The sequence below is a fragment of the Thermaerobacter nagasakiensis genome, assembly GCF_055396825.1.
In genome coordinates this window covers 312,001-332,640 of sequence record NZ_AP043740.1, presented here as the reverse complement: position 1 = coordinate 332,640, position 20,640 = coordinate 312,001, and the positions used below count along the sequence as shown (strand labels likewise).

At 72.8% G+C, this 20,640-nt stretch carries 12 protein-coding genes and 1 pseudogene; 10 read left to right on the top strand and 3 right to left on the bottom strand.

The annotated features are described in order from the left end of the window. The first annotated feature begins 168 nt into the window (after positions 1 to 168). The 5 genes from ACZ5T9_RS01365 to uvrA all read left to right on the top strand — a co-directional run bounded on the left by ACZ5T9_RS01365 (position 169) and on the right by uvrA (position 10,240). Complete coding sequence (locus ACZ5T9_RS01365; RefSeq protein ID WP_464833541.1) at positions 169 to 1,728, top strand: murein hydrolase activator EnvC family protein; 1,560 nt, start codon at positions 169 to 171, stop codon at positions 1,726 to 1,728. A gap of 663 nt (positions 1,729 to 2,391) precedes the next feature. Then, positions 2,392 to 3,768 carry a S41 family peptidase gene (locus tag ACZ5T9_RS01360; RefSeq protein WP_464833539.1) on the top strand — a complete coding sequence of 459 codons (1,377 nt, stop codon included), beginning with the start codon at positions 2,392 to 2,394 and terminating at the stop codon, positions 3,766 to 3,768. Next, positions 3,765 to 5,039 (top strand): PDZ domain-containing protein, encoded by a 1,275-nt coding sequence (locus ACZ5T9_RS01355; RefSeq protein ID WP_464833538.1) that lies wholly within the window; start codon positions 3,765 to 3,767, stop codon positions 5,037 to 5,039. The genes ACZ5T9_RS01360 and ACZ5T9_RS01355 overlap by 4 nt, the downstream gene beginning before the upstream one ends. Positions 5,040 to 5,181: 142 nt before the next feature. Next, on the top strand, positions 5,182 to 7,269 hold the full coding sequence (uvrB, locus tag ACZ5T9_RS01350; protein WP_464833537.1) for an excinuclease ABC subunit UvrB: 2,088 nt from the start codon (positions 5,182 to 5,184) through the stop codon (positions 7,267 to 7,269). A 4-nt stretch (positions 7,270 to 7,273) separates the two neighbouring features. Then, positions 7,274 to 10,240, top strand: a complete 2,967-nt coding sequence (gene uvrA / locus ACZ5T9_RS01345) for an excinuclease ABC subunit UvrA (protein WP_464833535.1) — start codon at positions 7,274 to 7,276, stop codon at positions 10,238 to 10,240. Positions 10,241 to 10,251: 11 nt separating this feature from the next. Here uvrA and ACZ5T9_RS01340 read toward each other — a convergent pair whose 3' ends face one another. Both ACZ5T9_RS01340 and ACZ5T9_RS01335 read right to left on the bottom strand, forming a co-directional pair. Next, a complete protein-coding gene (locus ACZ5T9_RS01340) occupies positions 10,252 to 11,628 on the bottom strand; it encodes an AI-2E family transporter (protein WP_464833534.1) in 1,377 nt (458 codons plus the stop codon). Positions 11,629 to 11,836: 208 nt separating this feature from the next. Next, positions 11,837 to 13,084, bottom strand: a complete 1,248-nt coding sequence (locus ACZ5T9_RS01335) for a radical SAM protein (protein ID WP_464833532.1) — start codon at positions 13,082 to 13,084, stop codon at positions 11,837 to 11,839. 289 nt (positions 13,085 to 13,373) lie between these two features. On the opposite strand from ACZ5T9_RS01335, the gene uvrC reads away from it, so the two are divergent. The 5 genes and pseudogenes from uvrC (at position 13,374) to ACZ5T9_RS01310 (ending at position 19,788) form a co-directional block, all read left to right on the top strand. Beyond that, a complete protein-coding gene (gene uvrC / locus ACZ5T9_RS01330) occupies positions 13,374 to 15,632 on the top strand; it encodes an excinuclease ABC subunit UvrC (RefSeq protein WP_464833530.1) in 2,259 nt (752 codons plus the stop codon). A gap of 142 nt (positions 15,633 to 15,774) precedes the next feature. Next, on the top strand, positions 15,775 to 17,565 hold the full coding sequence (locus ACZ5T9_RS01325; protein ID WP_464833529.1) for a thiamine pyrophosphate-binding protein: 1,791 nt from the start codon (positions 15,775 to 15,777) through the stop codon (positions 17,563 to 17,565). Between the two features lie 270 nt (positions 17,566 to 17,835). Next, positions 17,836 to 18,483, top strand: a pseudogene (locus ACZ5T9_RS01320) (fused MFS/spermidine synthase); the annotation flags it as partial. Positions 18,484 to 18,578: 95 nt separating this feature from the next. Beyond that, positions 18,579 to 19,382, top strand: coding sequence for a spermidine synthase (locus ACZ5T9_RS01315; protein WP_464833527.1), 804 nt, complete (start codon positions 18,579 to 18,581; stop codon positions 19,380 to 19,382). Positions 19,383 to 19,437: 55 nt separating this feature from the next. Beyond that, positions 19,438 to 19,788, top strand: a complete 351-nt coding sequence (locus tag ACZ5T9_RS01310) for a phage holin family protein (protein ID WP_006904636.1) — start codon at positions 19,438 to 19,440, stop codon at positions 19,786 to 19,788. 202 nt (positions 19,789 to 19,990) lie between these two features. Here ACZ5T9_RS01310 and aroQ read toward each other — a convergent pair whose 3' ends face one another. After that, positions 19,991 to 20,590 carry a type II 3-dehydroquinate dehydratase gene (aroQ, locus tag ACZ5T9_RS01305; RefSeq protein WP_464833526.1) on the bottom strand — a complete coding sequence of 200 codons (600 nt, stop codon included), beginning with the start codon at positions 20,588 to 20,590 and terminating at the stop codon, positions 19,991 to 19,993. Positions 20,591 to 20,640 lie beyond the last annotated feature (50 nt).

Sequence of the window (20,640 nt, the reverse complement as noted above, 5' to 3'; positions counted from 1 at the left end):
CGCGTCCATCGGCCCTGTCACGGCGAGTCCGGCAAGTCGAGTCCGTTGTGTCCGTTGTTCAGAGGGGACGAACCGGCCACGGGCGCGGCCGCTCCGGGGGTGGGCACCCCGGGCCGGCGGCCGCGCGGGTTCGCCGCGGCCGGGGTTCATCCGGGGAGGGCATTGCGCATGGCGTGGTGGCGAGGGCCGTGGTTTGCGCGCTGGGGGGAGGACGAGCCCTGGGCCGGAAACGTGCAGCCCCGGGGTGTTCGCAAGCTCCTGGGGCGGGCGGGCGCGAAGAGCGGCCGGCCGGGGACCGGCGCCCTCGAGGGGTGCCGCGGCGGGTGCCGTGGCGAGGGGGCGCCGGCCGGCGGGGGTGCGCCGGAAAGGCCGCTGCCGGTTCCCAACGCCGGGTCGTCCCCGGCCCGTGACGCTGGGGGCGGGACCGCCGTCCGGACCAGGACAGGGGAGGCTCCGGGCCGGCCGGGTCGCAACCGGAGGGCGGTGCGGCGCCGGGGGACGCGGGCCGTCACGGTGCTGGTGGCGGCCGCCCTGGCGGCGGGGGTGCTGTCCGGGGTGGCCGGGCCGGCGCCGGCTCCGGTACGGGCGGCCAGCTCCATCAGCGAGCTGCGCCAGAAGATCAACGAGGCCAACGAGACCCTGCGCCAGCTGGAGCAGCGCCAGGCGGAAGCCCAGCGCAAGCTGAAGGCGCTCAAGCAGGACGAGGCCTCCATCGCCGAGCGGGTGCGGATTCTGGAGGCCCAGATCCGTGAAACCCGGGTGAAGCTGGCCGAGCTGACGGAGAAGGTGCGCGAGGCCGAGGCCCGGGTGGAAGCGAAGCAGCAGGAGATCGACGAGGCCACCCGCCAGCTGGAGCAACGGGAAGATTACGTGGCCCGGCGGATTCGGGCGATTCAAGAGAACGGCACCGTGGGCGTGCTGGAGGTTCTCTTCGAGGCCAACAGTTTCTCCGACTTCTTGACCCGCCTCGACCTCTTGAGCCAGATCCTGCGCCACGACCTGGACGTGATGGCCCAGGTGCAGGCGGAGCGGGAGCGCCTGGTGGCCGAGAAAAAGGAGCTGGACGCCGAGCGCCAGAAGCTGGTGGCGCTGAAGGCCGAGGTTGAGCGGCAGCAAAAGCAGCTCAACGCCACCGTTGCCAGCCACAAGGACGAGCTGGCCCGGCTGGCGGAACAGCGGCGGCGCATGGAAGAGCACCTGGAGGCCCTGGAGGCCGACTCCAAGGAAGTGGAGAGGCTGCTGAAGAACCTGCAGGCGGATCTGAAGCGCCAGCTGGAGGCGCTCAACCGCAACCGGGCGCCCCGGAGCGGGGGCCGCTTCCTGTGGCCGGTTCCCGGCGAGTACACCATCACCTCCGGGTTCAACCCGGCCCGCCGCCATCCCATCTACGGGACGGTGCGGCCCCACACGGGGATTGACATCGACGGCCAGGGGCCGCCGGACCCGAATCCCAGCACCTGGGATGAGATCGTGGCGGCCGACGACGGCATCGTGGTGGCCTCGCGCTACATGTCGGGTTACGGCAACACCATCATCATCGCCCACGACGAGACGTACTCCACCCTGTACGGCCATCTGAGCCGCCGCTACGTGGAGCCGGGCCAGGTGGTGCGGCGGGGGCAGGTCATCGGGCTGATGGGCACCACGGGTGCGTCCACCGGAACCCACCTCCATTTTGAGGTCCGGGTCAACGGCCAGCCCGTCAACCCCATGCCGTACCTGCGTTGATGTCGCGGCATGGACGGGTGGGCCTGCGCGGACGGTGCGGTACGGTGGCACCGGTGTGCGGCGGCGGCGGGCGCCACGCTGCCGGCGGGGACGCCGGGGCCTGCAAGCCGCCGGGTAGGAGCGAGCAGGGCCGGGAAGCCGGAGCCGGGTTCATCGCTGGGTTCTTCCGCGGGAACCCGGCCCGCTTGTCCTTGAGGGGGGCCGGACCTGTACCCTCACCGGCTGCGAACCCGGGGAACTGCCGGGGCCGGCCACGGCGCCCGCCGGTTCGACCGGCGGGCGGCTCCAGCGCCGCCGCTGCTGCACCCGGGACCGGCCCCCGCGCCGGGTGCCCCTGGCCCGGCAACCGCCCCGCCACCCCAGCCCTCCCACCCCGGCCCCGCCGCCCCGGAGCCGCCCCCGGACCCGCTGTCCCGCACCAGCCGGTTGCCGGCCCCGGCCCGGGCCTGCCGGTGGGGCCGTCGGGCGATGTGCTATCCTGAACTGAGTGAATCGAGATGGCCCTGCTGGCGTGACCCCGCCGGCCCTGGCCCTGCCGGCGAGGCCTTCGGGTACGCATCCGGGGGCTTCGCTCTCCGGCCCTCGACAGTGGGGGCGGAACGGCCGGGGGCATAGGCTGGTGGAGGCACGAGCCTCGCACCGGCTGGGAGGATCGGAACCACCATGACGTCCTTCGGCCATTCCTTCGACACCGGACCGGCCGGGCGGCAGGGGGACCGCCCGGTCTTGACCTTGCGCCAGGCGCTGGCCGGCGCGCTGGTCCTGGTCGTCCTGACGGCGGTGGTGACCCTGGCCGTCTCCGACCGGGTGGAAGGCTTCTGGCTCCGCCTTTTCCCCCAGAGCGTGGCCCTCACCGATGCCGAAAAGCAGCAGCTGCTGGACGAGCTGGTGCGCTCGCCCAACTTCGACCGGTTCCTCACCGTGTTTCAACTGGTGAGGAACCAGTACGTCGACCCGCTGCCTGTGGACCAGCTGCTGGAAGGCGCCACCCGGGGGGTGGTCGAGGCCACGGGGGATCCCTTCTCCGCCTATTTCGATCCGCAGGAGTTTCGCGAGTTCCAGATCGACGTGTCGGGCCACTACAGCGGGATCGGCGTGGTGGTGTCGGAGGGGAAGGATGGGGGCGTGGTCGTCCAGACCCCCTTCGAAGGCTCGCCGGGGGCCACCACGCCCTTCGAAGGGGCGGGGCCGGACGATCCCGTGGGCCTGCGACCGGGGGACGTGATCATCAGCGTCGACGGGCAGGACGTCACCGGGGAGAGCGTGGAGGCGGTGGCCCGGCGCATCCGCGGCCCCGAGGGAACCCAGGTCACCCTGGAGGTGCTGCGGGAGGGCTATGACAAGCCGCTGAAGTTCGTCCTGACGCGCCGCAACATCGACGTGCCGTCGGTGCAGGCCCACATGCTGGACGGGAAGATCGGCTACATCCACCTGACCCAGTTCCTGCCCGATACCCCCGACGACTTCGATGCAGCGCTGGACGAGCTGCGCCGGCAGGGCATGCAGGGCCTCATCCTGGACCTGCGCAACAACCCCGGGGGCGAACTCCAGGCGGTGGTGCGCATCGCGGACCGGCTCCTGCCCCGGGGGCCCATCGTCCACATCGAGTACCGCCATCGCGGCCGGGAGACGCACTCTTCCGACGCCGCGGCCCTGGGCCTGCCGCTGGCGGTCCTGGTCAACCAGGGGAGCGCCAGTGCCTCGGAGATCCTGGCGGGTGCCATCCAGGATTACGGCGTCGGGGTGCTGGTGGGCGAGCACACCTTCGGCAAAGGCACCGTGCAGACGGTGTGGCCGTTGGACGGCAAAGGCCGCGCCGGCCTGGGCCGGCAGGAGGAGGCGGGGGCGGGCGTCAAGCTGACCGTGGCCCGTTACCTGACACCGAAGGAACGACCCATCGTCATGGGCAAGGGGATCGAGCCCGACGTGCACGTGCCCTTCGACCTGGAAAACCTGGAGGGGATGGGCGACCTGCGCCGCGACCCGCAGCTCCGGGCAGCCTACCAGCGGGTTGAGCAGATGGTCGCCGGCGGCGCATGAAGGGGTCTCTCGAGCTCTGGGGATTGCCGCTTGGGGAGCTGGCCCGGCTGCTGGCCGCCGACACCCTGCCGGCGGCCCTGCTCAACCCGGGCACGGCGCCCCTCTTCCTCCTGGTCCTGGGGCTGGTGGCCTTTCAGTACGCCCGCATCGGGCAGATGGAAGCCCGGCTCTACGGCCGGTCGCTGGTGCCGTTGTGGCACCGGGTGCTGACGGCCGTCGCGGCGGGCTTGCTGGGCGGGTTCATCGGGGGGCTGGTGATCACGGCGGCCGGCGTGGTGCTCGAGCCGCGGGACGTCACCCCGCTGTGGCCCGTGGCGCTGGGGCTGGCGCTCATCCGGCCGCGCTTCCTTTGCTTTGCCTACGCCACCGGGCTGATCGGGGCCAGCCACCTGCTGTTGGGGTGGCCCCAGGTCCATGTGCCGGGGCTGGTGGCCCTGGTGGGGGCGTTGCACCTGGCCGAGGCCGTGCTGGTGTACATCGACGGGGCCGAGGGGGCCACGCCGGTCCTGGCGCGCAACGGTCGCGGCGAGGTGGTGGGCGGGTTCCTCCTGCAGCGGTTCTGGCCGGTGCCGGCGGCCATCCTGGTGCTGGTCAACCTGACGGCGCCGGGCGGTGGCATCGAGATGCCCTCCTGGTGGCCGCTGGTCGGACCCGCCGATCCTGCGCGGTTGAACGCTGCGGGCTGGATCGTGGTCGCGCTGCCCCTGGTCGCGGGCCTTGGCTACTCCGACCTGGCCCTGACGGCCACCCCGGGCTCCCGCTCCCGGCAGACGGCCCTGGTGATGGTCCTGTACAGCGCCGCCCTGATGGCCATGGCGGCCCTGGCGGAACGGGATCCCCGGTGGCTGTGGCCGGCCGTCCTGGCGTCGCCGCTCCTGCACGAGGGAATGATCCAGCTGGGAATTGCCCGCGAGCGGTGGGGGCGCCCCCTCTTTGGCCCGCCCGCCCAGGGGGCCCGGGTGCTCTGGGTCTGGCCGCGGTCGCCGGCATCGGCGCTGGGCCTGCAAGCGGGCGACGTGATCCTCACGGCGAACGGGCGGCCCGTGCGCCGGGAGAGCGATCTGCGGGCCGTGTCCATGGACCTGTGGGAGGGGCCGCCGCGGGTCGTCGACCTGGAGCTGGAGATCCAGCGGGGCAACCGGCGCCTGACCCGGCGGCTGAAGCGTTTCGACCCCGGGGCACCCTTCGGGGCGCTGCTGGTTCCTCCGCCAGGGGACGCGGTGTCGCCGCTGATCGACCTGAGTCGCGGCAAACACTTGTTTGGCGCTTGACAACAGGGGTACACTGGAAGGCGCACCGGCTGGCCCACTGCGGCGGCTGCAGGGGCCCTGTGATCCGGCGGGCCCCGTGCCCGGGCCTCGGTGTCCGGGGACAGGGCTCCCGTGCCAGCAGCAGGGATGGGGAGGCGGAAGCATGCCTGCGTTCAAGGTGGTGGCCGAATTCGAGCCCCGGGGGGATCAGCCCAAGGCCATCGAGGCCATCAGCCGTGCCTTCCGGGAGGGGGCGCAGGTGGTCACCCTGCTGGGTGCCACGGGCACGGGGAAGACGGCCACCATGGCGTGGGTCATCGAGCAACTGCAGCTCCCCACCCTGGTCATCGCCCACAACAAGACCCTGGCGGGCCAGCTGGCCGCGGAGTTCAAGCAGTTCTTCCCCCATAACGCGGTGGAGTACTTCGTCAGTTACTACGACTACTACCAGCCCGAGGCCTACGTGCCCCAGACGGACACCTACATCGAGAAGGATGCGCTCATCAACGACGAGATCGACAAGCTGCGCCACTCGGCCACCAGCAGCCTGTTCGAGCGCAAGGACGTCATCGTGGTGGCCAGCGTCTCCTGCATCTACGGCCTGGGCGCGCCGGAAGACTACCGGGACCTGGTGCTGTCGCTGCGGGTGGGCAACGAGATGCCGCGGGAACAGATCCTGCGCAAGCTGGTGGACATCCAGTACGCGCGCAACGACGTGGACTTCCAGCGGGGCACCTTCCGGGTGCGGGGCGACGTGATCGAGATCTTCCCGGCGTCCATGGCCGAGCGGGCCATCCGGGTGGAGCTCTTCGGCGACGAGATCGACCGGCTGACGGAGATCGACGCCCTGACGGGAGAGGTGCTGGCCTACCGGGACCACGTGGCCATCTACCCGGCCAGCCACTACGTGACCCACGAGTGGAAGCTCAAGCGGGCCATCGAGTCCATCGAGCGGGAGCTGGAGCAGCGGCTGGCGGAGCTGCGGGCCCGGGACAAGCTGCTGGAGGCCCAGCGCCTGGAGCAGCGCACCCGGTACGACCTGGAGATGCTGCGCGAGGTGGGCTACTGCAGCGGCATCGAGAACTACTCGCGCCACCTGACCGGGCGGGCGCCCGGCGAGCAGCCCTATACCCTGCTGGACTACTTCCCCCGGCCCTTTCTGTGCATCATCGACGAATCCCACGTGACCATTCCCCAGCTGCGGGCCATGTACGAGGGGGAGATGTCCCGCAAGGACTCGCTGATCGAGTACGGCTTCCGGTTGCCGTCCGCCCGGGACAACCGGCCGCTCAAGTTCGAGGAGTTCTGGGAGAAGGTCGGGCAGGTGCTCTTCGTCTCGGCCACGCCGGGGCCCTTCGAGCGGGAGCACTCCGACGTGATCGTGGAGCAGATCGTCCGGCCCACGGGCCTGCTGGATCCCGAGATCGAGGTGCGTCCCACCCGGGGGCAGATCGAGGACCTGCTGGGGGAGATCCGCCAGCGGGTGGAACGCGGCCACCGGGTGCTGGTGACCACCCTGACCAAGCGCATGGCCGAAGACCTGACGGACTACTTGCGGGAGATGGGCGTCAAGGTCCGCTACCTCCATTCGGAGGTCGACACCCTGGAGCGGATGGAGATCATCCGCGACCTGCGCCTGGGCGTGTTCGACGTGCTGGTGGGCATCAACCTGCTGCGGGAAGGGCTTGACCTGCCCGAGGTCTCCCTGGTGGCCATCCTGGACGCGGACAAGGAAGGGTACCTGCGGTCGACCACCGCCCTGATCCAGACCATCGGGCGGGCGGCGCGCAACGTGGAAGGCAAGGTCATCATGTACGCCGACACCATCACCGATTCCATGCGCCAGGCCATCGAGGAGACCTACCGGCGGCGCAAGATCCAGGAGGAATACAACCGCCGGCACGGGATCACGCCCCAGACGGTGCGCAAGGCGGTACGGGACGTGATCGAGGCGACCCATGCCGCGGAGCGGCCGCCGGAGTACCTGGCGGGGAAGCGACTCTCCGACCTGCCCCGCCACCAGATTCCCGAGATCGTCAAGAAGCTGCGCAAGGAGATGGAAGAGGCGGCGCGGGATCTGGAGTTCGAGCGGGCGGCCCTCCTGCGCGACATGATTCTGGAGCTGGAGGCGCGCCGCTTGGGCCAGCCGGTCGGCCGGGACACCCTGCGGGCGGCGGCCACCGCCGGCGCTGGGGGCGGCCCATCCCCCGCCGCCCGGCGCCGGGGCCGGGCCGGGCGCGCCGGCAGGTGAGAGCATGGCACAGGACCGGATCGTCATCCGCGGGGCGCGGCAGCACAACCTGAAGAACATCGACCTGGAGCTGCCCCGGGACAAGCTGATCGTCCTCACCGGCCTCAGCGGCAGCGGCAAGAGCTCGCTGGCCTTCGACACCCTCTATGCCGAGGGCCAGCGGCGGTACGTGGAATCGCTGTCCGCCTACGCCCGCCAGTTCCTGGGCCAGATGGACAAGCCGGACGTGGACATGATCGAGGGGCTGTCGCCGGCCATCTCCATCGACCAGAAGACCACCACCCGCAACCCCCGCTCCACCGTGGGCACGGTGACGGAGATCTACGACTACCTGCGGCTGCTCTTCGCCCGGGTGGGGCATCCCCATTGCCCCCACTGCGGCCGGCCCATCAGCCAGCAGACGGTGGAGCAGATGGTGGACCGGGTGCTGGAGCTGCCCGAAGGCACCCGGGTGCAGGTCCTGGCGCCCCTGGTCCGGGGGCGGAAGGGCGAGCACGAGAAGGTCTTCGACGAGGCCCGGCGGGCCGGGTTCGTCCGGGTGCGGGTGGACGGCCAGGTGCGGGAGCTGGCCGAGCTGCCGCCGGGTTTCAAGCTGGAGAAGAACAAGAAACACACCATTGAGGTGGTGGTCGACCGCATCGTGGTGCGGCCGGGGGCCCGGTCCCGGCTGGCCGACTCCATCGAGACGGCCCTGGGGCTGGCCGACGGGCTGGTGCTGATCGACGTGCTGGACGGGGAGGCCATGCTCTTCAGCCAGCGCTTTGCCTGCCCCGAGTGCGGCACCAGCCTGGAAGAGCTCAGCCCCCGCATGTTCTCCTTCAACAGCCCGTACGGGGCTTGCCCGGAGTGCTCCGGGCTGGGCAGCCGGCTGGAGATCGACCCCGAGCTGGTGATCCCCGACCGCCGCAAGTCCCTGGCCGACGGCGCGGTGGTGCCCTGGAGCCGGGGAACCTCCAACTACTACCCGCAGCTGCTGATGGCGGTGGCGCGCCACTTCGGGGTCGACTGGGAGGCGCCGCTGGAGGAGGCGGGGGAGGAGTTCATCCGGGTGCTGCTCTACGGCACGCCGGAGCCCATCCGCTTCCGCTACGAGAACCGGTACGGGCGGGTGCGGGACCGGTACGTCCAGTTCGACGGCGTGGTGGCCAACCTGGAGCGGCGCTACCGGGAAGCCACCACCGACTTCCAGCGGGAAGAGATCGAGCAGTACATGAGCGCCCACCCCTGCCCGGCCTGCCGTGGGGCCCGCCTGCGGCCTGAATCCCTGGCGGTCACCGTGGGAGGCAAGAACATCGCCCAGGTGACGGCCATGTCCGTGCGCCAGCTGCTGGGCTTCCTGGACCAGCTGCGGCTGACGGAGCGGGAGGCGGTGATCGCCCGGGAGGTCATCAAGGAGATCCGGGCGCGGCTCCACTTCCTGGCCGACGTGGGGCTGGATTACCTCACCCTGGACCGCCCGGCCGGCACCCTGTCGGGCGGCGAGGCCCAGCGCATCCGCCTGGCCACCCAGATCGGATCGGGCCTGGTGGGCGTGCTCTACATCCTGGACGAACCCAGCATCGGCCTGCACCAGCGGGACAACGCGCGGCTGATCGCCACGCTGCAGCGCCTCCGGGACCTGGGCAACACCCTGGTGGTAGTGGAGCACGACCAGGACATGATGGAAGCCGCCGACTTCATCGTCGACATCGGACCGGGCGCCGGCGAGCACGGCGGCCGGGTGGTGGTGGCCGGTACCCTTCAGGATGTGATCCGCTGCCCCGAGTCGGTGACGGGCCAGTACCTCTCGGGCCGGCGGTCCATTCCGGTGCCGGAACGGCGGCGGCAGCCCAACGGCCGGTGGCTGGTGGTGAAGGGGGCGCGGGAGCACAACCTCAAGGGCATCGACGTGCGCTTCCCCCTCAACCTGCTGGTGTGTGTAACGGGCGTGTCGGGCAGCGGCAAGTCGACCCTGGCCAACGACATCCTCTACCGGCGCCTGGCCCAGCACGTCTACGGCACCAGGACGCGGCCCGGCGAGCACGAGGGCATCGAGGGCCTGGAACACGTCCGCAAGGTGGTCAACGTAGACCAGTCGCCCATCGGGCGGACGCCGCGGTCGAACCCCGCCACCTACACCGGCGTCTTCGACTTCATCCGCGAGCTCTTCGCGGCCACCCCCGAGGCCCGGATGCGGGGTTACACCAAGGGACGGTTCAGCTTCAACGTGCGGGGCGGCCGCTGCGAGGCCTGCAAGGGCGACGGCATCATCAAGATCGAGATGCACTTCCTACCCGACGTCTACGTGCCGTGTGAGGTGTGCAAGGGCAAGCGATACAACCGCGAGACCCTGGAGATCAAGTACAAGGGCAAGTCCATCGCCGACGTGCTGGACATGACGGTGGAAGAGGCGCTGGAGTTCTTTGCCGCGGTGCCCCGGGTGCAGCGGAAGCTGCAAACCTTGTACGACGTGGGGCTGGGGTACATCCGGCTGGGCCAGCCGGCCACGGAGCTGTCCGGCGGGGAAGCCCAGCGGGTCAAGCTGGCCACCGAGCTCTCCCGCCGGTCCGACGGCGGGACGGTCTATATCCTGGACGAGCCGACCACGGGGCTGCACTTCGCCGACATTCACCGGCTGGTGGACGTGCTGCAGCGGCTGGTGGACGCCGGGGACACGGTGATCGTCATCGAGCACAACCTGGACGTGGTCAAGGTGGCCGACTGGGTCATCGACCTGGGGCCCGAGGGGGGCGACGGCGGCGGCCGGGTGGTGGCCGAGGGGCCGCCCGAGGCCATCATGGCCGAACCCGCCTCCTACACGGGCCGGTTCCTGCGCCAGCATCTGGAGCGCCAGGCTCGCCGGTCGGGCACGGGCGGCCAGCTGCCCGGGGCGGTCCCGGCGGAGGGGATGGTCGCCGCGGACGGCCTGGCCGCCGGGGATCGCCCGGCCTCGCGGGACGGTGGCGCGGTGGCTCAGGCGGCAGGGCGATAAACCGGCCGCCCTCAGGCGGGCCGGCGGGTGATGACGACCCGCGGGCCGCGGGCGGGGGGCGGCGGGTCTTGCCCCTCGCGGGCCGGTTCCTGCTCGCGGCGTTCCGGGGGCAGGGGCCCGGACGGCCCAGCACCGGCCGGGCCGTGCGGCTCCCCGCCGGGGTTGCGGTCACCGTTCCCGGACGGGTCCGGAGGTTGCGCCCCCACGGGGCGGGGTGCCCGGCTGGGGCGGCGCGGCCGGCGCCGGTTGTCCCCAGCGCCGGGCTCGCCGGGGTCCGGGTCGGGGGGGTTGAACTCCCGCAGCAGCGCCTGGGCGACGGCGGCCACGGGCACGGCCAGGATCGCCCCCAGGATCCCGGCCACCTCGTATCCGGCCAGCAGGGCCAGCAAGGTGGCCAGGGGGTGGAGCCCCACGGCCTGGCCCGTGATGCGGGGCACCAGCAGGTTGCCCTCCACTTGCTGGACCACGATGAAGAACAGGGTCACGTAGAGAACGGCGGGCCACGGCTGGAACAGGGCCACCAGGATGGCGGGGATGGCCCCTAGGACGGCGCCCACGATGGGCAGCAGCTCCATGACCCCCGCGATGACGCCCAGCAGGGCCGGGTAAGGAATGCCCAGAAGGCTGAGACCGATGCCGACCACCACGCCGATGATCAGACCCAGCAGCAGCTGGCCCCGCAGGTAGCCGCCGAAGACGCGCAAGGCCACCGCCTGGGCGCGGCGGACGGGCCGGCGGTACCGGGCGGGCAGGTAACCTAGCATCTGCCGGTTGAGCCCGGAACCGTCGACCACCAGGTAGATGGAGATCACCAGGACCAGCACGGCGTTGGCCAGGGTGGTGCCGATACCGGTCACAACGGCGGTCAGGCCGGCCAGGATGCGGTTGGTGCTGCCGGCTACCCGCTGCAGGAACTGGCCGGCGAGATCCTGGGGCTCCACGCTGACCCCGTAGCGTGCCAGGAATTCCCGCAGGAGTTCCATGTACTTCTGCAGGACGGGAACCGCTTCCGCCACCTGCTGCCGGTAGCGCGGCACGGACCAGAACAGCTCCTGGGCCTGCTCCTTGATAGGGCCGGCCAGGTAGACCACGCCCAGGGCCAGGAGCGCCACAAACGCCAGGTAGAGCAACAGGGCGGCCAGGGCCCGGCTGCGCATGCCGCGCTCCAGGAAGCTGACGGCCGGTTCTAGCAAAAACGCCAGCACCCCCGCCAGCCCGAGCAGGGTCAGGGTGCGCCCAAAGTGGGAAAGCACCCACCAGACGAGCCAGAGCACACCCGCGCCGGCGAGGATGTTGAGGAGCCCCACCAGGGTGGACCAGGCCGGTCCCGCAGGCCCCGGCGGTCCCGCCGGGGGTGAGGCCGGCTGCTTGGGCGGTTCCGTTGCCAACGACCATCCCTCCGCCGCCCGAGATGACCCGCATCCGAGTGCCCGGCGCCGCGCCCGGGTGCACGCACCAACCGGATCCTTGAGCGCCACCGGCCCATCTTCGACGGCAGCGCCGCCGGTTTCCTTCTTTCTCGATGGACGGTATGGTCGCCAAGCCGGTCGTTTATTTCCCCTTCATCCTGCGGGGGACCGGCGCTGCAGGCCGGCTTCAAACGCCGGTCAACGGCAGGGCGATCTGGCCGGGAACCCCGCGGGAACGCCGGGTCCCGTGCCCGGGGAGGCCCCGGCGACCGGCCACAGGGGCACGGCCCGATGCGCCGGCCGGGTTCCTGTCGCGGGTGGCGGCGCGGGCAGGCTGTTCGAATGCGCCGCCGGCGGCGGGGAGCGGGGCGGCGGCGGGCTGGCGGCCGGCAGGCCTGGGCCCTGCCGGCCGGTTCGCCGGCGGGAGCATCGGGAACATGGCCGTCACGCCCGCCATGGCGGCGACGGGCACCGTGGCGACCGGGGCAGGGGGCCTGGACGGAGCAGCCGCCCGGCTGGCGTCGCCGCCAGCGGAAGGGGAGGTCCCAGCCGGCGGGGTCGCCCGCTGTGCCCGCTCCGGTCGCGGTCCGGCCAGACCCCACCGGGTTTTCAACTCTTCGACCCGCCGGAGCACGCTTTCCCGGTAGAACGGTGCCGCCTCCCTCCCCCGATAGAGGGCGCGGTACATGGGCATCAAATCGGGCCGCAGGCGGGCCAGGGCCGGGAAGACCCACTCCCGCACGCCGGGCCCCAGGTGCATGACCCCTGGCCACAGGAAGGCCGCCCCGTGCTGCGCGGCCGCTTTCACCACGGCGTCCAGGTGGAGCCGGTCGTCGGTGATGCCGGGCAGGATGGGGGCCAGGAAGACACCAGCCCGGATACCAGCGGCCCGCAGCCGTTCCAGGACCCGCAGCCGCTGGGCAGGGTGGGGGGTGCCGGGCTCGAGCTGGCGCCACAGGCCGGGATCGACCGTCGGGATGGAGATGTTCACCGTGCAGCCGGCCCGGCGGCTGGCCTCGACCAGCAGGTCCAGGTCGCGCAGGACCAGGGTGCTCTTGGTGGTGATGGAGAAGGGGGTCTCGGCGTCGATCAAGGCCTGCAGGATGCCGCGCATTAGCCGGTACTTCCCCTCGATGGGCTGGTAAGGGTCGGTGGCGGTGCCGATGGCCACCAGCTCCCGGTTCCATCCCGGCCGGGCCAGGTCCCGGCGCAGGGCTTCCACCGCACCCTGCTTCACGAAGATCACCGATTCGAAGTCCAGGCCGCCGTCGAGCCCCAGATAGGGATGGGTGGCCCGGGCATAGCAGTACACGCAGCCGTGGGTGCACCCGCGGTAGGGGTTGATGCTCCACTGGAAGGGCATTCCCGAGACGCGGTTGATCAGGCTCTTACAGGGCAGCCAGCGGTACTGGATGCGGCGGGTGCGGGGACGCACGAGACCACCACCTCCCCGGCAACCTGGATCGGTTGCGAACACGTGTTCCCTACCAGACATTGTAGGAGGGAATGGGTGTTCGGTCAAGGGCTCCGGATCGTGCTATGATCAAATCTGCGGCGTGAGAAGCCCGCCGGGAGGTGGGCCCTACCGGGTGAAAGGAGGCGGGATGGTGCCGAACGGGCGACGGCGCGGCGATCCCCAAACCCCAGCCCCGCCCCCGCCTGGGGTTGGGGCGGCGCCTACAAGCCAGCTCGAGCCCGCAGGCGAGCGCGGCCCCGCAGGCGGGTTGGGGACTGCCGGCCGGCGCGGTCCCGCGGCCGGACCGGATCCCTCCGGCTCGCCCGTTCCCCCCGGGGACCTGGGACCCGCTCTCCCCCCGGATCCCCCCGCCGGGACGGGGGTACCCGGAGGGGCCCTTCGCCAGCGGGCTGCCGACCTGCCCGAACAGCCCGGCGTCTACCTTTTCAAGGACGCCCAGGGCCAGGTGCTCTATGTGGGCAAGGCGCGCTCCCTGCGCCAGCGGGTCCGGTCGTACTTCCAGTCCTCCCGCCACCTGCCGGCCCGCATCCAGCGGATGGTGGAGCGGGCGGCCGCCCTGGAGTTCATCGTGACCCGCAACGAGGTCGAGGCCCTGGTTCTCGAGAACACGCTGATCAAGCGCTACCGCCCGCGGTACAACGTCCGGCTGCGGGACGACAAGACCTACCCCTACCTGAAGGTCCACGTCCATGAGGACTGGCCCCGGGTCAGCATCGCACGGCAGGTGCAGGACGACGGCGCCCGCTACTTCGGGCCCTACACCCACTCCGCGTCGCTGCAGGAAGCCCTGCGGCTGATCCGCCGGGTCTTCCCCTACCGCAGCTGTTCCGATCACCGGCTGCGGCGGGGCGGCCGGCCTTGCCTGCACTACTACATCGGCCGCTGCCTGGCTCCGTGTGCCGCCCTGTGCGACCGGGACCGGTACGACGCCATGATCCGCGACCTCATCGCCTTCCTGGAGGGCCGGTCGCGGGAGGTCCTGGAACGGGTGGAGGCGGAGATGCAGTCCGCCGCCGCCCGCTGGGAGTTCGAGCGGGCCGCCGAGCTGCGTGACCAGCTGCGGGCCCTGCACCAGGTCCTGGAGCAGCAGCAGGTGGCCAGCCCCCGCCGGGCGGAGGAGGATGCCATCGGCATCGCCCGCCAGGGCGACCGGGCCCACGCCCAGGTCTTCTTCGTGCGGGAAGGACGGATCATCGGTCGCGAGCAGCTGTCCATGACGGGCGTCGACGGCCTGGACGACGGGGAGCTGCTGGCGGCGTTCCTGACCCAGTACTACGGGCGGGCGACCTTCGTTCCGCGGGAGATCCTGCTGCCCGCCGAGCTGCCCCCGGGCGAGGCGGAGGTCATCGGCCGGTGGCTCAGCCAGCGCCGGGGCGTTCAGGTGCGCCTGCACCGGCCCCAGCGGGGCACGAAGCGCCGGTGGGTCGAACTGGCCGAGCACAACGCCCGCCTGCTGCTGGCCCAGGCGGAGACGGACGACCAGGTGCGCCAGGACCGGGCCCGGCGGGCCCTGGAGGAGCTGGCCCGCTACCTGGACCTGGACGAGCCGCCGCGGCGCATCGAGTGCTACGACATCTCCAACTTCCAGGGTGCCCAGCCGGTCGGCTCCATGGTGGTGATGATCCGCGGCGAGCCGGCCAAGGCCGAGTACCGCCGCTTCCGCATCCGCACGGTGGAAGCGCCCAACGACTTCGCCAGCATGCAGGAGGTGCTCTACCGCCGCCTGCGACGCGGCCTGGAGGCGCAGGGGGTGCCCGTGGAAGGCGACGTGCCCTCCACGGCCGGCGCCGGGGAAGGCGACATGCCGGCCTCCGGGGCCCCGGCCGGGGAGACCCCCACGGCACCGCCGCTTGCGCCCGGCCAGGCCGGCGCGGGTGAGGCAGGGGCGGGACAGGCCGGGGCCGACCGGGCCGGGGCGGGTCTCTCCGGGACCGCCGTCGGCGGAGCCGGCCGGACTCCCGCCGGCGATCCCGGCGCCGCGGAGCTGCGGGGCTTTGCCGACCTGCCGGACCTGATCCTGATCGACGGGGGCAAGGGGCAGCTGTCGGCCGCCCAGGAGGTCCTGGACCGCCTGGGGCTGGTGGACATTCCCGTCTTCGCCCTGGCCAAGCGGTTCGAGCTGGTTTACGCTCCGGACCGGCCGGATCCCATCGTGATCCCGCGGGACTCCCCCGCGCTGCACCTGCTGCAGCGGATCCGGGACGAGGCCCACCGCTTCGCCTTGAGCTACCACCGGCAGCTGCGCCAGCGGGCCGGGTTGCACTCGGTGCTGGAGGAACTGCCGGGCATCGGGCCCCGGCGGAGGAAGGCGCTGCTGGAGGCCTTCGGCTCCCTGGAGGCCATCGCCCGGGCAAGCGAGGACGAGCTGGCGGCCGTACCGGGGATGAACCGGGCGGCGGCCCGCACCGTTTACCGGGCCTTCCACCGCCTTCCCACACCGGACACCGGCCCGCCCGGTGGCGATGCCGGGGAAACGGCCACCGGCGGTGGTGGCGATCCCGCCTGAGGGACGGGCTCCCTGCCCGCCCGGCGGGATGCCGGGCCAGGGGTGAGCCGGGACCCGCAGGGTGCCGCCGGGGCCGGTTCCGCCAACCGTGGGCCCCGAGCGCCCCCGCTCGCCAATTCGGAAACGTGAGGAAGTGAGGACCATGGACCGCTTCTGGGAACAAGGGCTCATCAGCCGCCTGCGCCCCTATGCGCCGGCTCTGGTGGTGACGGCCGGGGAGCCCCTGCCCGCCCCCCTGGCGGCCGCCGCCGCCGACGGTGCCGCCCGAGCCACGGGGCGGCCGGCGGTGCTGGTGGCCGGGTCGGGCGCGGAACTGAACGGGATGCTCCCGGCCCTGGCCGTGGCCGACGCCGATTCCGTCCCCCTGGTGGTGCTGGTCCGGGGCGGCACCGCCGCTGACCTGGAGGCCGGCCGGGAGCGGGCGGGTGCCCTGCCTGACACCCTGCGCCTCACCGAGCCGGTCACCGGCTGGAACACCCGGGTGGACCGGCCGGAGGACCTGGACCTGGTGCTGGAGGCCGCCTTCACCGACCTTGCCCGGCGCCGCCCCCGCCCGCTGCTCATCGAGCTGGCCGTCGAGGCCTTGCCGCGCCTGACCGCCGTCCCCCCGTCGGGGACCGCTTCAGGACCGGCTGCCGCCCGGCGGTGGGCCGGCGCCCCGGGCCCCGCCGTTGGGGAGGAACCGGCCGGGGACCCGGCCGCGGGTCTGGCCGGGGGCCTTCTTGCCGGCCTGTCCGGCCCGGGCGACGGTGGGGGCGATCCGGCCGGTGGCCGGGCCGGCCAGACTGGTGCGGACGGTACGTACGGTGACCCGGCCGGACCCGGAGGGCGGCGGGACGGCACGGCCGGGCCCGGGACCTTCGTCGACCGCCGCTGGATCGACCAGGTGGCGGCAGCCCTGGTGCGGGGCCGGCAGCCGGCCATCATCGCCGGGGGCGGCGCTGCAGGGGCTGCCGAAAGCCTGCGGCGGCTGGCCGAAACCCTGGGTGCGCCCGTCTTCCTGACCCTGGCCGGCCGGGGGCTGCTCCCGGCGGAACACCCCCTGGCCGTCGAGGGACTGGGTGCCGCCCCTGCCCGGCGCTGGCTGGAGGAGGCCGACGTGCTGCTGGTGGTGGGCACCACCCTGTCCCCGGCCGAGCACGGCGACCTGCAGCTGAAGGGGCGGGTGGTGCACATCGACCGGGATGCCGAGCGGCTCGGCCGTAACACGCCCGTCTGGCTGGCCCTGCCGGGCGATGCCGCCCCCGTGCTGGCTGCCCTGGCCCGGCGGGTCGAAGCGGAGCAAGCCCGGCCGGGCGGGCCCGAGGTGTACCTGGGCGCCACGGGGCCCGAGCAGCGCCGCCGGGCGGTGGCCCGGCTCAAGGACGACCTGGCCGCCGCACCCCCGGCGGTGGCGCAGGCCATGGCCGGCTGGCTGGCCGGCCTGGAACCCCGCCTGACGGCGGCCGAACCCGGCGCCCTGAGCGTGGCCGAGGCGAACCTGCTGCCGGTCCCCGGGCCCCGGTCGCTGCTGGTGCCGGTGCGCCTGGGCCAGCCCGGTTACGCCATCCCGGCCGCCTGGGGGGCCGTACGGGCCACCGGGCGACCGGCCCGCGCCATCACCTCGCCAGCCGGCCTGCTGGCGGCGGCCGCGGTGCTGCCCTGGATCACCTCCCTGGACGCCGGCCTGGAGATCCTGATCCGGCTGGACGCGGGGGACGAGGGCGAGGAACCGGGCGTGCCGCTGGACGGCCGGCCCGGCCTGCCGGGTGGGGTGACGGGGCTGCCAGGAGCCGGTGGCGGGCAGGGCCTGGGCTCCGCGGTGGCAGAGTTCTTCCGCCGGGCGGCCGGGGCATTCCGGCTGGAGTGGGACGAACCCGGCCCCCGCGGGGCCGTCCCCTTTGCCCGGCTGCGCCCCGCGGGGCCGGCCGGCCAGGGGCCGGGGGGTTTCTAGCGGCCCGGTAGGGGCCGGAAGGGCCTGCGGCGAAGCCTCTTCCCGGTGCACAACCTGCGCCTGCCAGAGCCGGTGCGGCGGGGCACGGGGCGCCCCCACGCCCCTCGGCGCCCCGGCGCCCCTGGGCGTGCCCCGTGGCCCGCCCGGCGGTAGCGGAGCCTGGCTGGCGGGCGGGTAGGAACAGGGAAGGCTCGGGAGAGGCCGGCGGGGCGGCAGCCCGCGCGCCCGTGCTTGGGGGCTGCCCGCCGGCCGCCGGGATGGAGGCATGTCATGCTGGCCCTGACCGCGTTCTTTGCCGGGGCCGTCCTGATGGCCCTCGAACTGCTGGGCAGCCGGCTCCTGGCGCCGAGCCTGGGGAGTTCCATTTTCGTCTGGGGCAGCCTGATCGGCGTGGTGCTGGCCGCCCTCAGCGCCGGTTACGCCCTGGGCGGCCTGGCGGCCGACCGCTGGCCGGCCCGGGCGGGTCCGGCCCTGGTGCTGGTGCTGGCCGGCGCCTGGACCCTGGTGCTGGCTTCCCGCGGCGAGGCCTGGGTCGCAGCCCTGGCGGGCCGGGTGGCGGACCCCCGCTGGGGGGCGCTGCTGGCCTCGGCGGTCCTGTTCCTCCCGCCGGGGCTTCTGCTGGGCAGCATCTCGCCCTGGCTGGTGCGGCTGGCCGCCCCGGCCACCCACCGGCTGGGCCGGGTGGCGGGGAACCTCTACGCCGTCTCCAACGCCGGGAGCATCGCCGGGACCCTGGCCACCTCCTTCTGGCTGATCCCCTGGTTGCCGGCGGCCACCATCCTCAAGGCGCTGGCGGCCATCCTGGCGGGTGCCGCCGTGCTGCTGGCGGGGCGGCGCCATCTGGCGGTGGCCCTGCCGGCGGCGGCGGTGCTGGGGATGGCCGTGGTGCCCGTCCGGGCTCCCGCCGAGGTGACGGCGGACGGGGCCAGGGTGGTCTACCAGCGCAACACCCTCTACCACCACCTGCGGGTGGAAGACCGCGGCGACAGCCGCTTCTTGCGGTTTGACAACTCGTGGCAGAGCGGCATGTACCTCCACGACCCGGTGACCGCCCGCTTCGCCTACACGGACGTGATGCACGCCGGCTGGGCGCTCAACCCCGGCGCCCGGCGGGTCCTGCTGGTGGGGCTGGGGGCGGCTCGATCCCCAAGCGGGTGTTGGCGTCCTATCCTGACGTCACCATCGACGTGGCCGAACTGGACCCGGTGGTGGTCGACGTGGCCCGACGGTTCTTCCACCTGCCCGGCGACCCGCGGCTGCGGGTGTACGTGGAGGACGGTCGCCGGTTCATCCGGCGGGCGCCCCAGCGGTATGACCTGGTGCTGCTTGACGCCTACTACGCCGATGCCATCCCCTTTCACCTGACCACCCGCCAGTTCCTGGAGGAAGTGCGGTCCCGGCTGGCGCCGGGGGGCGTCGTGGTGGCCAACGTCATCGGGGCGCTGGAAGGGCCGCGCAGCGCCCTGCTGCGGGCCTTTTACCGCACCTACCGGGAGGTCTTCCCCGAGGTGTACCTGATGCCCGTTCTGCCGGTGGAACCGGCGGAGCTGCAGAACGTGATCCTCCTGGCCCGGGACGACCAGGGGGAGCCCGGCCCCCTGGACAGGGAGGAACTGGCCCGGGCGGTGGAGGCGTGGGCGGCCCGCCACCCGGAACTGGAGGCGCTCGCCGCGGCGGCCCGGTGGATCTATGACCGGCCGGTGCCGGTGGACGATGTTCCGGTGCTGCAGGACGACTACGCGCCCGTGGACGCCCTGCTGCACTTTGAGCGGGACAACCCGCTGCCGGATGGGCTCCGGCCGGGCGGCGGGAGCTGAGGAGCGCGAGGCGGCGCGGAGCGGCGGTTGGAGGCGCACGGAAGGAGGCCGGCTGATGAACCTGCTGCTGCGCTGGCTGATCAGCGCCGGATCCATCCTGCTGGTGGCCTGGCTGCTGGAGGGGATCGACGTCGCGGGGCCGGGGGCGGCGCTGGTGGCCGCCCTGGTGCTGGGCCTGGTCAATGCGGTGATCCGGCCCGTGGTCCTGTTTCTGACCATGCCCATCGGCTGCCTGACCCTGGGCCTTTTCACCTTCGTGGTCAACGCCCTGATGTTCTGGCTGGTGGCGGCGGTGGTGGACGGCTTTGAGGTCCAGGGCTTCGTCCCCGCCCTGATCGGCTCCCTGCTGGTCAGCGTGATCAGCACGGTGGCCAGCCGCCTGTGGGCCGACCGGGGCGAGCGGTGACGGCAGCGGGGGCGGCAGCGCCGCGGGCGGCGCCGGCGGTCGGGGCGAGGGCTGAAGGCAGCACCGGACCGGGACGCCGCCGCAAGCGGTGACGGCAGAGGCGGCCGGTCATGGCACCGGCGCCGGTGACAGGCTGCGGCGGGCGGGTCATGGCAGCGGCTGCCGGTGACGGGCCACGGCCCGCGGTCACGGCCGCCGTCCCTCAGGGCCCCTCGGCAGTTCCGGCCCCGGGCCCGGGCGCCAGGCCCGCCAGGGCCAGCAGTCCCTCCAGGGCCAGCAGGTACCCCGTCACCCCCAGCCCGCTGATCACGCCGCGGCTGGCACCTGCCGTCAGCAGCCGGTGGCGGAAGGGCTCCCGGGCGTGCACGTTGCTGAGGTGCACCTCGATCACCGGCACTCCCAGACCGGCGATGGCGGCCACTGCGTCCCGCAGGGCCACGCTGGTGTGGGCGTAGCCGCCGGGGTTGAAGATCACGCCCAGGTACCGGCCGGGCGCCTGGTGCAGCCGGTCGATCAGCGCGCCTTCGTGGTTGCTCTGGAAGCATTCCACGGCCACCCCGTAGCGGGCGGCCCGCCTTTGCAGCAAGGCGTCCAATTCCGCCAGGCTGGTGTGCCCGTAGACCTCGGGTTCCCTGCGACCCAGCAGGTTGAGGTTGGGCCCGTGCAAGACCAGGACGGCCGGGACCGGGGCAGGTTGCGGGCTGCCCCCAGGGCTGGGCCCATCCGGCGCGCCGCCGGGGGATCCGTCCGGCCGGGCCGGGCCGGGCGTGCCGGCCGGCCCGGGCTGAAAAGGGGTCGTCACCGGTTCGTCCACCTCGCCATCTTCCGGATCTGCCGTTTTTCGGGCCGTAT